We start from the raw sequence: 13,286 nt of genomic DNA on the forward strand, positions 1-13,286 counted from the left end.
ATTCAAGCTCGGTGGACGTCCTCCTTCACTTGAACTTTTCGCTGCTATCCCGGCTTGCCCGGTAGCCGATCAGGATCAGCCCCACCAGCATCATCGCGAATACCTCGGGTTCGGGCAGTTCCGACATATTCGCAGGCGGCATGACGATGGTATTGCGGCTGGTAACGGACAGGTTGCGTACCGGTTGGGCCTGCTGCCCTGCATTACTGGAAACAAGTTCGATGGCGGCCGCTTGCGCCGTGCTGCCCAGGCAGAGCGCGAGTGCCGCGGCGAGTGCATATCTTTTCATAAGCGTTCCTTTTCCTGACTGAATCCACGCACCACAGGTCGCGTCATGCGCCTTGCGGGCTTCGAATTCCGACATCAGGATAGCAAAATTCGCAGCAATGGCTGCGTTCAATTGGAACTGATGAGTTGCAGAAAGAAGTCATCAGTTTCGCGCCAGATGACTACACGTTGCCTACATGGCGGCGTCTATATCACGCAACAAAAATGGTTTTTGGAATTAATGAAAGGATGATAACGATTGGTCAGCTCTTCAATGTGATTTGTGCAATAACTCGTCAATTCTTTGGTATCTTCATAATAAATGCTATCAGTTGGATAAGATTTTTCGTTATCGAACTCATCATAATCGCGCCGATTAAAACTTTTTTCTCCACACGGTATACACCTCTGTTTTCTTTGGGGGTATAGTCTCCATATCCCTATTGCCTTCGGGCATCAAAGCAATACCAAACGAACACGTTTGGAGCAGGCGCCGCCGCGCATTTTGGCGATCAGCAATTCGCGATCGCAACGGTGGCCAGCCTAGGCCACCGCCGTCTCCACGAGCAGCATGCCGGAGCGGCAAGCAGTACCACAGCACCGACGCACCCACACACGTAGAGTACCGAGATGCCCAACTTTGCACGAATTCAGATTGCCTTCAAGAACATTTACGTCCGTATCGCGACCGCCATGCTGCTCGGCCTGGTCGTGGCGCTGGCAATCTATAAAGCCGATGTACCGCAAGACACCAGCCCCGTGATCCATTCGCAGAACATTGCCGAAATCACCCAGCTGGCCGAGCAGAAGGGCCGCCTCGAGTATTTGCTGATCGCCAAGCCGCTGTCGGACTCGCCGCGCTACGTCTATAAGTTCAAGGACGCGGCCCAGCTGCACGTGGTGAAGGTGCCCAGCACCTCGCACCTGTCGCTCGAGCGCGAAGTGCTGCTCAAGAATGCGATTCCGTACTCGATCGCCAAGGACGAGTTCCTGTCGACCCACAAGGCCGTCATGGACGAGGGCGAGACCGCGCTCGACAAGACCGGCAGCTTCCTCAAGCGCCACGCCTTCGACATCGCGGTGGTCGTGCTGGTCCTGTACCTGATCAAGTTCGGCATCCCGGGCATGGGCATGAGCGCTTCGGTCATCACCCCGGACAAGCTCAAGGGCAGCATGGACGACCTGATCGGCATGGACGACATCAAGCAGGAAGTCCTGCACCTGGAAGACATGATCCGCAACCGCGACGAATACCAGTCGCACAACATCGACAAGCCGTTCAACGTCATGCTGACCGGCCCGGCGGGCACCGGCAAGACCAAGCTGGTCGGCTACCTGGCCAAGCGCCTGAACATGCCGATGATCTCGGCCTCGGGCTCGGCGCTGGAATCGGGCTACGTCGGCGGCGGCTCCAAGGCCCTGAACGCCCTGTACCGCAAGGCTTGCGCCAAGGGCAAGTGCATCATCTTCCTGGATGAGGCGCAGAGCCTGTTCATGCCGCGCGGCCGCAGCGAAAAGAAGTGGGAAGACGACACCGCCAACACCATGCTGGGCCTGCTGGACGGCGTGAAGAGCGACAAGGGCCAGGGCGTGATCTGGGTCGTCGCCTCGAACTTCGACGATTCCTCGACCGAGATGGACGAAGCGATGCTGCGCCGCTTCTCGGTGAAGATCAATTTCCGCCTGCCGAACAAGCTGGAGCGCAAGGAATTGCTGCGCAGCTTCCTGGCGCGCAAGAAAGAGGGCCTGGTCGACTGGAGCGACCTCGACCTGGACCAGGTGGCCGAGATCACCCAGAACCTGAGCCCGGCGCTGCTGGAAACCGTGGTCGAGCGCGCCAGCATGATCTCGATCCAGGAAAAGGCGATCATCAACACCGACCTGCTGTTCCGTGCCTATGAGCGTGCGACCATCGGCCTGACCGACCGCGCCACGACCGCCGAGAAGACCCTGCAGCGCGAGCGTATCGCCCTGCACGAGCTGGGCCACTTCTTCATGCAGATCGACCCGTACCTGCGCCAGGGCATGAGTCTGGCCGAAGTGAAGGAAAAGTCGCACCTGCTGAAGATCAGCACCGAGGCGGTCTCGAAGATCGGCGCGCTGGGCTATGTGCTGCAGTCGGGCGAGGACATGTCGCTGCGCACCCTGGAAGAGCTGGAGCGCGACGTGGTCGGCCTGTACGGCGGTGTCGCGGCCGAAGAGCTGTTCTACGGCGCCCGCGGCATCTCGGTGGGCAGCCAGAACGACATCGAGAAGATCACCAAGATGCTGAACCTGATGGTCAACCGCCTGTCGATGTATTCGCGCTCGAAGATCGACTACAGCCAGCTGTCCAAGGAAACCACCGGCGAGCACACCCTGCGCCTGGTGGAACAGAAGGCCGACGAGCTGTACACCTATACCCTGGGCGCGATCCGCGACTACAAGCAGGTGATGGAATCGCTGAAGGGCACCCTGATGGAGCAGTACGTGCTGTCCAAGGACGCCGTGTTCGAGCTGCTGGAAGAGCGCAGCGAGCTGTTCATGGCCGCGCTGCACGGCCAGCGCCACGCCAACCTCAAGCTGTGCGCCGAAGAAGCGGCCGCCTGATTACCAGTTCCTTTGCGCGTTTCCGCGGCCCGCCCTGTGCAAGCAGGGCGGGTTTTTTTCTTTGGCGCCGGCTCCAGGCCGTTCAGTGCGCCGGACGCTCGCGCAGCGTGTCGACGACATGCCGGATCATGCTGCCCGCCAGCTCTTCCTCGCCCACGAACACCTTGCCGCCGGTATCCTCGCGCAGCAGTTCCGCCTCGTGTTCGTTATGGGTGCGCACCACGCACTGCACCGAGGGATTGAGCGCCTTCGCGATCTCGACCATCTTGCGCACATGGAAGGTATCCGGCGTCGCGATCACCAGCATGGCCGCGCGTGCGATATGGGCCTGGATCAGCACGGCCGGCTCGGCCGCATTGCCGACCACCGCCGGAATCCCGCGCCCGCGCAGCTGCTCGACGATCTCGCGGTTCTGCTCGGCCACCACGAAGTGCACGCCGCGCGCGACCAGGTCGTCGGCGATGCGGCGGCCGACGCGGCCGAAGCCCACCAGCACCACCTGGCCGCTGAGCTTTTCGTGCGCCGTTTCCATCGGCAGTTCGGCCAGCGGGTCGCTTGAGCGCTCCAGCTTGCGCGCCAGGGTCGAATTGGAACGCAGCCAGTTGTCGAGTGGGGCGACCGCCTTGAACAGCAGCGGATTGACCGCGATCGAGATGATGGCGCCGGCCAGGATCAGGTTCTGGCCCAGCTGGGGCAGCAGATCGAGCTGCATGCCCAGGGCGGCCAGGATGAAGGAGAACTCGCCGATCTGGGCCAGGCTGGCCGAGACCGTGATCGCGGTATTCAGCGGATAGCGCAGCGCCAGCACCAGGACGAAGGCGGCCAGCGACTTGCCGAACAGAACGATGGCAACCACGGCCAGCACCTGCAGCGGGTACTCGACCAGCACCATCGGGTCGAACAGCATGCCGACCGAGACGAAGAACAGCACCGAGAACGCGTCGCGCAGCGGCAGCGATTCCTCGGCCGCGCGGTGGCTCAGCTCCGATTCGCGCAGCACCATGCCCGCGAAGAAGGCGCCCAGCGCGAAGGACACGCCGAACAGGTGCGAGGATGCATAGGCGATGCCGACCGCCGCCGCGATCACGGCCAGCGTGAACAGTTCGCGCGAATTGGTCTTGGCCACGCGCCACAGGAACCAGGGGAAAAGCTTGCGGCCCACGATCAGCATGAAGGCGACGAAGGCGCCGACCTGGAGCAGGGTCTTGCCCAGCGCCGGCCACAGCTCGGCGCCGGCCTCGCCCTTGCCACCCAGCGGACCGGCCAGGGCAGGCAGCATCACCAGCACCAGCACCGTCACCAGGTCCTCGACCACCAGCCAGCCGACGGCGATGCGCCCGTTCATCGAATCGAGGATGCCGCGCGACTCCAGCGCCCGCAGCAGCACCACGGTGCTGGCCACCGACAGGGCCAGGCCGAACACCAGGCCCGCGCCCAGGCTCCAGCCCCACCAATACGCCATGCCGATGCCCATGGCGGTGGCGACCCCGATCTGCAGCAGCGCGCCGGGCAGGGCGATGCCCTTGACCTCGAGCAGGTCGCGCATCGAGAAATGCAGGCCGACCCCGAACATCAGCAGCATCACACCAATTTCGGCAAGCTGGGAGGCGAGGGCGACGTCGGCGACGAAGCCCGGCGTGGCCGGGCCTATGAATACGCCGGCGGCAAGATAGCCGACCAGGGCCGGAAGCTTGAGGCGCACGGCCAGCATGCCGAAGAGCAAGCCGAAGCCGAGTGCGGCGGCAATGGTGGTGATCAGGCTGAGTTCATGATGCATCCGAGGGGGCTCCTTATCAGGTTGAGAACCCTGAGAGTATAAGCGACTGGCTCGGATGCGCTGTTTTTTAGAACATTGTTTAAGACACCGTCGCCAGGTCCAGGATCGCCTTTTGCATCGACTCGCGCACGGTTTCGTAGTGCTGCGGCTGGGCCTTGCGATCCAGCCTGAACAGCATCAGCCCCTGGATCTGCGCCACGATCAGGATCGAGCGCTGCATGGTTTCCTCGTCCGAGAGCGCCGGATTCAGCCCGTGGATCAGCCCGTAGATCGCCTTGCGCTCGCGCGCCATCATCTTGCCCATCAGGCTGGAGGCGAAGGGATGGCGCGAGGCCAGCGCCCAGATCTCGAAGAACACCGCATGCATGACCGGGTCGGTGATCTCTTCCAGGAACATGTCCACGGTGGTCTGGAAACGCTCGACCTGGGGCCGGCCGGTCATGCTGACCCCGATCGAATCCATCTTGGCCTGGAAGACATCCATGATGTACAGCAGCAGCGCCTCGACCAGCACATCCTTGCTGCCGTAATAATGCTGTACGTTGGACAGGCTCATGCCCGCTTCCTGCGCCACCCGCCGCATCGACAGCCCGGCATAGCCTTCTCCCGCCAGCAGGCGGCGGGCGGCAAGCAGGATGTCCTGGGCCCGTTCCAGGCCTTTTTCGGTGGTGCTGGACAGCTTGGCGCGCAGGGCGCCGTCGAGAGTATTCATGCTGGGATTATCGCATGGGACTCGCAAAAAACAGGTCGCCTGACCTATAATCAGCACATAATAGGTCGAGCGACCTAGTCTATAACAGGGAGACAAGGATGAGCCGGAAAGTATATGTGACGGGTGTGGGCATGATCCCCTTCGCCAAGCCGGGCGCCAGCAGCCCTTACCATGCGATGGGCTACCGCGCCGCGCGCGCCGCGCTGGACGATGCGGGCCTGGCCTATGACGAGGTGGAGCAGGCCTACGTCGGCTATGTCTACGGCGATTCGACCAGCGGCCAGAAAGCCCTGTACCAGCTCGGCATGACCGGCATCCCCATCGTCAACGTCAACAACAACTGCTCGACCGGCTCGACCGCGCTGTACCTGGCGCGCCAGGCCATCGAGAGCGGCGCCGCCGAGTGCGTGCTGGCGCTGGGCTTCGAGCAGATGAACCCGGGCGCCCTGGGCTCGGTCTTCACCGACCGCCCGACGCCGTTCGACGCCTTCGACGAGGTGACCGACCGCCTGGTCGGCAAGCCCGAGATCCCGTTGGCGCTGCGCTACTTCGGCGGCGCGGGCCTGGCCCACATGCGCAAGTACGGCACGCCGCTCGAGGCCTTCGCCCGCATCCGCGCCAAGGCCAGCCGCCATGCCGTGAACAACCCGCTGGCGCTGTTCCGCAAGGAAGTCAGCACCCAGGACGTGCTGGACGCGCCCGAGATCTGGCCGGGCGTGATGACCCGCCTGATGGCTTGCCCGCCGACCTGCGGCGCGGCCGCCGCGCTGCTGGTGTCGGAAGACTTCGCGCGCCGCCACAAGCTGCGCGCCGACGTCCACATCGCCGGCCAGGCGATGACCACCGACCGTCCCAGCACCTTCGAGGCCGACGACATGATGCGCGTGGTCGGCTACGACATGAGCCGCGCCGCCGCGCGCAAGGTCTACGAGCAGGCCGGCGTCGCACCGGAAGACCTGGACGTGGTCGAGCTGCACGACTGCTTCGCGCACAACGAACTGATCACCTACGAAGCCCTGGGCCTGTGCCCCGAAGGCGGCGCGGACAAATTCATCCGCGAAGGCGGCAACACCTACGGCGGCAAGGTGGTCACCAATCCGTCCGGCGGCTTGCTGTCCAAAGGGCACCCGCTGGGCGCCACCGGACTGGCGCAGTGCTTCGAGCTGACCCACCAGCTGCGCGGCAGCGCCGGCGCGCGCCAGGTCGAGGGCGCGCGCGTGGCCCTGCAGCACAACCTGGGCCTGGGCGGCGCCTGCGTCGTCACCCTCTACCGTAATTGAAGGGACGGGCATGGAACAGCTTTCCCCATGGATGAATGAAGAACTGCAGGCCTTCCGCGACGCCGTGCGGCGTTTCGTGGAGGGCGAGGTCGTGCCGCACCAGGACGCCTGGCGCAAGCAGCAGCACGTCGACCGCACGCTGTGGCGCAAGGCCGGCGAGATGGGCCTGCTGGCGGCCGATATCCCCGAAGAGTACGGCGGCGCGGGCGGCAGCTTCGCCCACATGGCGGTGGTGTTCGAGGAGCTGTCCTACGGCGGCGACACCGCCTTCGGCATCCACGTGCACGCCATCGTCGAGCACTACCTGCTCAACCAGGGCACCGAAGAACAGAAGCGACGTTATCTCCCGCGCCTGGCCGGCGGCGAGATGATCGCCGCCATCGCCATGTCGGAACCGGGCGCGGGCTCGGACCTGAAGGGTATCCGCACGGTCGCGCGCAAGACCGCCGACGGCTACCGCGTCACCGGCTCCAAGACCTTCATCTCGAACGGCTACCTGGCCGACCTGGTCCTGGTGGTGGCCAAGACCGACCCGGCGGCGGGCGCCAAAGGCGTGTCGCTGATGCTGATGGAGACCAGGGACAACGAGGGCTTCCGCGTCGGCCGCATCCTCGACAAGGTGGGGCAGAAAGGCCAGGACACCTGCGAGCTGTTCTTCGACGAGGCCTACGTCCCGCTGGAAAACGTGCTGGGCGGCGAGGAGGGCAGGGGCTTCGCCCAGCTGATGACCGAGCTGCCCTACGAGCGCACCATCCTGGGCGTGTGCGGCGTGGCCGCGATCGAGCGCGCGCTGCGCCTCACGATCGAGCACACGCGCGAGCGCAAGGCCTTCGGGCAGGCGCTGATCGAAATGCAGAACACCCGCTTCGTACTGGCCGAGGTCAAGACCGAGGCGACGATCGCGCGCGTGTTCATCGACCGCTGCATCGAGGACATGCTGGCCGGGCGCATGGACACGGTCCAGGCCTCGATGGCCAAGTGGTGGATCTCGGACCTGCAGTGCAAGGTGGTCGACCAGTGCGTGCAGCTGTTCGGCGGCTACGGCTACATGCTGGAATACCCGATCGCCCAGATGTACGTGGACGCGCGCGTGCAGCGCATCTACGGCGGCGCCAACGAAATCATGAAAGAAATCATCGCCCGTTCGCTCTGAGGAGACATGGCATGCCCGGACCGCTGCAGGGAGTCAAAGTCATCGAAATGGTCGGCATCGGGCCTTGTCCCTTCGCCGCCATGATGCTGGCCGACATGGGGGCGGAAGTCCTGCGCATCGAGCGCAAGAGCGCACCGGGCGAGGGCAATCCCTACCCGACCCTGGGGACGAAATACGACGTGATGGCGCGCGGCCGGCGCACCCTGGCGCTGGACCTGAAGCAGGCCGCGGGCCGCGAGGCCCTGCTGCAGCTGGCGGCACAGGCCGACGTGCTGCTGGAAGGCTTCCGCCCCGGCGTCATGGAGCGCCTGGGCCTGGGGCCGGACATCCTGCTGGGGCGTAACCCCGGGATGGTGATGGGCCGCGTCACCGGCTGGGGCCAGTACGGCCCGCTGGCCTATGCGGCGGGACACGACATCAACTACGTGGCGCTGTCCGGCATGCTGCACGCCATGGGACGCAAGGACGGGCCGCCGGCGCCGCCCCTGAACCTGGTGGGCGACTTCGGCGGCGGCGGCATGCTGCTGGCCTTCGGCGTGTTGTGCGCGGTGCTGGAAGCGCGCCAGTCGGGCCAGGGCCAGGTGGTCGACGCCGCCATGACCGATGGCGCGGCTCTGCTGGGCTCCATGGTCTATGGCCTGCGCGCCCACGAGATGTGGAGCGACCGGCGCGAAGCCAACCTGCTCGACGGCGGCGCGCCCTTCTACGATACCTATGCCTGCAGCGACGGCAAGTTCGTCGCCATCGGGGCGATCGAGCCGCAGTTCTATTCCCAGCTGCTGGTGCTGGCCGGCGTCGACGATCCCGCCTTCGAGAAGCAGTGGCGCGAGAGCCGCTGGCCGGAACTCAAGGAGAAATTCGCCGCCCTGTTCGCGACCAGGACGCGCGACGAATGGTGCAGCCTGCTGGAAGGCAGCGACGCCTGCTTCGCGCCGGTGCTCGACATGGCCGAGGCGCCGCGCCACCCGCACAATGCGGCGCGCGGCACCTTCGTGGAAGTCGACGGCGTGACCCAGCCGGCCCCGGCGCCGCGTTTCAGCCGCACGCCGGCCGCCGTGCCCGAAGCGGTCGTTCCCGCGGAGGATGGCGCCGCCATCCTGGCCGACTGGGGGCTGGGCCGGGCGGCAATCGAAGCGCTGCGCGAGGGGCAAGTCATATAGCATAGGCGGCGTCAGCTCAACAACAGTAGCGGATGCCGGCCATGCAAGCGACCACCAAGCAAGACGAACTGCGCCAGTCCAAGATGCTCGCCCTGGGATTTTTCCTGGGCGCGGCCGCGCTGTTCGTCCTGACCCTGTTCCTGCCGGCGAACTGGTGGACCGGCCTGCTGCGCGCGTTTTCCGAGGCCGCCATGGTGGGCGCCCTGGCCGACTGGTTCGCGGTGGTGGCGTTGTTCAAGCCGGTGCCGATTCCCTTCGTGTCGCGCCACACGGCCATCATCCCCAACAACAAGGCGCGCATCGCCGACAACCTGGCCGTGTTCGTGCGCGAGAAATTCCTCGACACCGACTCCATCGTCGGCCTGATCCAGCGCCACGATCCGGTGCGCAAGGTGGCCGAGTGGCTGGCCAAGCCGGCCAACACGGAACTGATGGGCGGCTACCTGGTGCGCGCCGCCACCTGGATGCTCGACTTTATCGAGGACGCGGCGGTGCAGGGCTTCATCAGCCGCGCCGTGCATTCCATGGTGCGCAGCGTCGATCTGTCGAAGTCCGCCGGCGCGATCCTGGAAAGCCTGACGCGCGGCCGGCGCCACCAGGAACTGCTCGACGAAGGCATCCGCCAGCTGGCGCGCCTGCTCGACAACCCCAAGACCCAGGCCACCATCTCGGACGGCATCGTCGAATGGCTGAAGGAGGAGTACGCCTTCATCGAGCGCATGCTGCCCTCGGACCTGATCGGCCGCAAGGGCGCCGACATCGCGGTGCGGCTGGCGGCCGGCATCCTGGGCAAGGTCGCGGCCGACCCCCAGCATCCGCTGCGCCAGCGCTTCGACGACTACGTGGCGGAGTTCATCGAACGCCTCAAGGACGATCCGGACTTCCTCGACAAGGCCGAGGAGATCAAGCGCTACCTGCTGGAAGACGAAAAGCTCAACGGCTATCTGAAGGAGTTGTGGGACGAGCTGAAGGACTGGCTCAAGCGCGACCTGCACAGCGAGGATTCCAGCCTGCGGCGGCGCGTCGTGGCCATGGGCGCCTGGGTCGGCAAGGTGCTGAGCGAAGACCCGCAGCTGCGCCAGTCGCTGCACGAGAACCTGGAATCGGCCGCGCGCGGCGCGGCGCCCGAATTCGCGGGCTATCTGACCCGGCACATCGCCGACACCGTCAAGAACTGGCCGGACGAAGAGATGTCGCAGCAGATCGAACTCAATATCGGCAAGGACCTGCAGTACATCCGCATCAACGGCACCATCGTGGGCGGGCTGATCGGCGTGACGCTCTACCTGCTGTCCCAATTGCCGGCCCTGTTGGGATAAGATGAATTCAAACCACTCCTGGAGCGCATCATGGAACAGCTGGCATTGAACGCCTGGCTTGCGGCCCATCCCGAGGTCGAGCAGATTCCGGGGCGCGACCTGTTCATCGTCGCGCGCTACATGGTGCCGCTGGACGCCAACCTGGCCCAGGGCTGCCTGGTGGCCGCCGGCGTGCCCGCCGTGCTGGCCGACGCCCACCTGATGCAGACCGACTTGCTGCTGGCGCCGGCGCTGGGCGGGGTGAGGGTGCTGGTGCCGGCCGAACACCTCCAGCAGGCGCACGCGGTGCTGGCGGGGCTGGCGCGCGGTGATTATGCGTTGGACGACGACTGCACTTACGGCTGAGCAGATCGGCCGTATAAGTGGGATGGCGCACAAAAAAGAGGCAACGGGCGCGCTAAGCTGGGCTCATCGTTCGTATGAAAGGAGAGCCATCATGCCTCAAGGTGATAAATCGTCGTACACCGACAAGCAGAAGCGCCAGGTCAAGCACATCGAGGAAGGCTACGAGAAGAAGGGCGTCGGCAAGAAGGAAGCCGAGCGCCGTGCCTGGGCCACCGAGAACAAGATCTCGGGCGGCGGCAAGAAGCATTGATGTACCCGTAGGGTCGGCGGCTCTGCCGCCGACGCGTTCAACCGGCCGATGCGGGCCCGGCCGCAATCAGACACACAGCCTGTTCCTCTCCAGTAATCCCGTCTTCAACGCCTGCCATTTCGCGATCCGCAGGCCGATCGCTTGCACCTTCTCCGTCGGGTAAGGTCCGGCTGCTGCCGGTGCGGAACCAATTGCCACGTTTTCATGTCGATCCCATTCCTAACAAGCCTTAAGAATCGGAGGTCGTCATGGCAACAACTGATGAAGGAGGAGCAGGAGAGAGCGAAGAGCGGCGCATCTGCTCCCTGCACGCGGTGCCGAAGCGGATCCTGCCCGCGAGCGTCACGCCGATGCGCGAGCGGCTCATCAACCTGTTCGGCAACAAGTGGGTCACCGGCACCGTCTTGCACTATTACTTCTTCGACCGCGACACGGACGGCGAAAACGTCCTGCTCGAGAATGGGCAAACCGTGTTCGTGCCCTGGAAAGGTGCGGAGAACGAGATGCAGGTGGCGCGCCAGGCCTTCGACGTCTGGGCGCAGCAGGGCATCGGCATCCGCTTCGAGGAGGTGCGCGAAAGGGAAGAAGCCGAAATCCGCATCGGCTTCATGCGCGGGGACGGCGCCTGGTCCTGGCTGGGGCGGGAGATCCTGGACCACGGGCCCAACGAGCGGACCATGAACTTCGGCTGGAACATCGCCGCTCCCGGCGAGCTGGACACCGCCATCCACGAAATCGGCCACACCCTGGGTTTCCCGCACGAGCACCAGAATCCCAAGGCGGGCATCGAGTGGGACGAGGAAGCGGTCTATCTCGACCTGGCGCGCCCGCCCAACGAATGGGACCGCGCCAAGACTTACTGGAACATCATCCGCAAGCTCGAGCCGGGCGAAGTCGAAGGGACAACCTGGGACCCCGATTCCGTCATGCACTACCCGTTCAAGGCGGGCCTGATCAGGAAGCCGGAGCACTACTTCATCCACGGCCTGCAGCCCGCGGGAGGACTGTCGGAGCGGGACCGCAGCTGGGTGAAGACCTTGTATCCGCCGACCGACGATGCTGCCGCGCCCCTGCTGCGTCCGGCACAGTCGGTGCTGGTCGAGCTGGCGCCGGGGCAGCAGCGCGATTTCCGCGTCGCGCCGCAAGAGACGCGCTTCTACCAGTTCGGGACCTTCGGCGCCTCGGACTCGGTGATGGTCCTGTTCGAAAGCGACAATCACCAGCTGCGTTACCGGATCGGCGACGACGACAGCGGCGAGGACCTGAACGCGTACTTTCGCATCAAGCTGTTCAAGGGTCGCGAATACGTGCTGCGGGTGCGGATGTATCACAGCGAACGCCGCGACCAGACCTCGGTCATGATGTGGTGACGGGCCTGCAGAAACAAAAAAGCCGTTGATCGCGGGATCAACGGCTTCCTGTCGAACTGGTGGTGATAGGTGGACTTGAACCACCGACCCCAGCATTATGAGTGCTGTGCTCTAACCAGCTGAGCTATATCACCAAAATCATGAAAGCAAAAATGGCTCGACTCGAGGAGTCAAGCCATTCGCTTGGAATTCTGTGGTGGTGATAGGTGGACTTGAACCACCGACCCCAGCATTATGAGTGCTGTGCTCTAACCAGCTGAGCTATATCACCGCAACGGCAGGCATTATCGCGGCTGCCTCTTACCCTGTCAAGCTTGGATCTTGTGCCGTCGTGCAAAAAAGCGTCGCATCAGGCACGAGGGACCCAGCATACCCGAAATTCAGGGAAGCAGGAGCTCGACTTCCAGGTCCGCGCTGCCCTTGCCGGCGTAGCCGAGCCGCATCGCCGCCGCATAGGACAAGTCGATGATGCGGTCGTGCAGGAAGGGACCGCGGTCGTTCAGGCGCACCACCACGCTCTTGCCGTTCTCCAGGTTGGTAACGCGGGCGTAGGAGGGCAGCGGCAGGGTCGGATGCGCGGCGGTCAGCTGCAGCATGTCGTAGGGCTCGCCGATCGATCCCTTCTTGCCGTGGTAGCGCGTCCCGTACCAGGAACCCTTGCCGCGCTGCTTGAAGGGCGCCAGCTCGGTCATCGGCGTGAACTTCTTGCCAAGCACCTCGTAGGGCCGCTTGGCCCACTTATTGATGGGTTCGCGTTTCGGCACCGGTTCGGGGAGGGCGTCGACCATCTCCTGGGTGATGCCTTTCATGGGGCCGTCGTTCAGGTAATACTTGGACGGGACGGCGCCTGGAATGGTTTTCGACGGTGCAACGGTCGGGGTGCTGGAACAGGCTGCGAGCAGGGCGGAGATTGCGGCGATGAAGCCATAGCGGAAAAATGAAGTCGTCATGCGGGAGGGCGGTGGCGCGCCACCGTATTGCTGATCAGCGGGAATGCTAACGGACTGATACACATTACCACAGGAAATTTACATTTGGAAAAAACCTGTGGCGTGGATTCCACG

The 13,286-nt window shown here is 64.3% G+C and carries 12 protein-coding genes and 2 tRNA genes; 8 read left to right on the plus strand and 6 right to left on the minus strand.

The annotated features are described in order from the left end of the window. Positions 1-25: 25 nt before the first annotated feature. Positions 26-400, minus strand: a complete 375-nt coding sequence (locus KBW95_RS11075) for a hypothetical protein (RefSeq protein ID WP_229429685.1) — start codon at positions 398-400, stop codon at positions 26-28. Positions 401-897: 497 nt separating this feature from the next. On the opposite strand from KBW95_RS11075, the gene KBW95_RS11080 reads away from it, so the two are divergent. Then, positions 898-2,856, plus strand: a complete 1,959-nt coding sequence (locus KBW95_RS11080) for an AAA family ATPase (RefSeq protein WP_211524538.1) — start codon at positions 898-900, stop codon at positions 2,854-2,856. 82 nt (positions 2,857-2,938) lie between these two features. Here the strand turns inward: KBW95_RS11080 and ybaL are convergent, their stop codons facing one another. Beyond that, a complete protein-coding gene (gene ybaL, locus KBW95_RS11085; RefSeq protein WP_211528268.1) occupies positions 2,939-4,633 on the minus strand; it encodes a YbaL family putative K(+) efflux transporter in 1,695 nt (564 codons plus the stop codon). Positions 4,634-4,712: 79 nt separating this feature from the next. Then, positions 4,713-5,345: a TetR/AcrR family transcriptional regulator gene (locus KBW95_RS11090; protein WP_211524540.1), complete on the minus strand. Its 633-nt coding sequence runs from the start codon at positions 5,343-5,345 to the stop codon at positions 4,713-4,715. 98 nt (positions 5,346-5,443) lie between these two features. Here KBW95_RS11090 and KBW95_RS11095 point away from each other — a divergent pair, with 98 nt between their 5' ends. The 7 genes from KBW95_RS11095 to KBW95_RS11125 all read left to right on the plus strand — a co-directional run bounded on the left by KBW95_RS11095 (position 5,444) and on the right by KBW95_RS11125 (position 12,222). Continuing rightward, a complete protein-coding gene (locus KBW95_RS11095) occupies positions 5,444-6,625 on the plus strand; it encodes a lipid-transfer protein (RefSeq protein WP_211528269.1) in 1,182 nt (393 codons plus the stop codon). 10 nt (positions 6,626-6,635) lie between these two features. After that, a complete protein-coding gene (locus tag KBW95_RS11100) occupies positions 6,636-7,778 on the plus strand; it encodes an acyl-CoA dehydrogenase family protein (RefSeq protein ID WP_229429686.1) in 1,143 nt (380 codons plus the stop codon). 11 nt (positions 7,779-7,789) lie between these two features. After that, positions 7,790-8,938 carry a CaiB/BaiF CoA-transferase family protein gene (locus KBW95_RS11105; RefSeq protein ID WP_211528270.1) on the plus strand — a complete coding sequence of 383 codons (1,149 nt, stop codon included), beginning with the start codon at positions 7,790-7,792 and terminating at the stop codon, positions 8,936-8,938. A gap of 41 nt (positions 8,939-8,979) precedes the next feature. Further along, positions 8,980-10,257, plus strand: a complete 1,278-nt coding sequence (locus KBW95_RS11110) for a DUF445 domain-containing protein (RefSeq protein WP_211524543.1) — start codon at positions 8,980-8,982, stop codon at positions 10,255-10,257. 30 nt (positions 10,258-10,287) lie between these two features. After that, on the plus strand, positions 10,288-10,602 hold the full coding sequence (locus tag KBW95_RS11115) for a putative signal transducing protein (RefSeq protein WP_211524544.1): 315 nt from the start codon (positions 10,288-10,290) through the stop codon (positions 10,600-10,602). Positions 10,603-10,693: 91 nt separating this feature from the next. Next, on the plus strand, positions 10,694-10,852 hold the full coding sequence (locus KBW95_RS11120; RefSeq protein WP_036215215.1) for a hypothetical protein: 159 nt from the start codon (positions 10,694-10,696) through the stop codon (positions 10,850-10,852). Positions 10,853-11,100: 248 nt separating this feature from the next. Further along, positions 11,101-12,222, plus strand: a complete 1,122-nt coding sequence (locus KBW95_RS11125) for a M12 family metallopeptidase (protein ID WP_211528271.1) — start codon at positions 11,101-11,103, stop codon at positions 12,220-12,222. 57 nt (positions 12,223-12,279) lie between these two features. On the opposite strand, the gene KBW95_RS11130 is transcribed toward KBW95_RS11125, so the two are convergent. The 3 genes from KBW95_RS11130 to KBW95_RS11140 form a co-directional block, all read right to left on the minus strand. Next, positions 12,280-12,356, minus strand: a tRNA-Met gene (locus KBW95_RS11130). A gap of 60 nt (positions 12,357-12,416) precedes the next feature. Next, positions 12,417-12,493, minus strand: a tRNA-Met gene (locus tag KBW95_RS11135). 109 nt (positions 12,494-12,602) lie between these two features. Then, positions 12,603-13,172 (minus strand): septal ring lytic transglycosylase RlpA family protein, encoded by a 570-nt coding sequence (locus tag KBW95_RS11140; protein ID WP_211524548.1) that lies wholly within the window; start codon positions 13,170-13,172, stop codon positions 12,603-12,605. Positions 13,173-13,286 lie beyond the last annotated feature (114 nt).

Origin of the sequence: Massilia sp. ZL223 (genome assembly GCF_018119395.1) — a bacterium.
Taxonomy (GTDB): Bacteria; Pseudomonadota; Gammaproteobacteria; order Burkholderiales; family Burkholderiaceae_D; genus Telluria.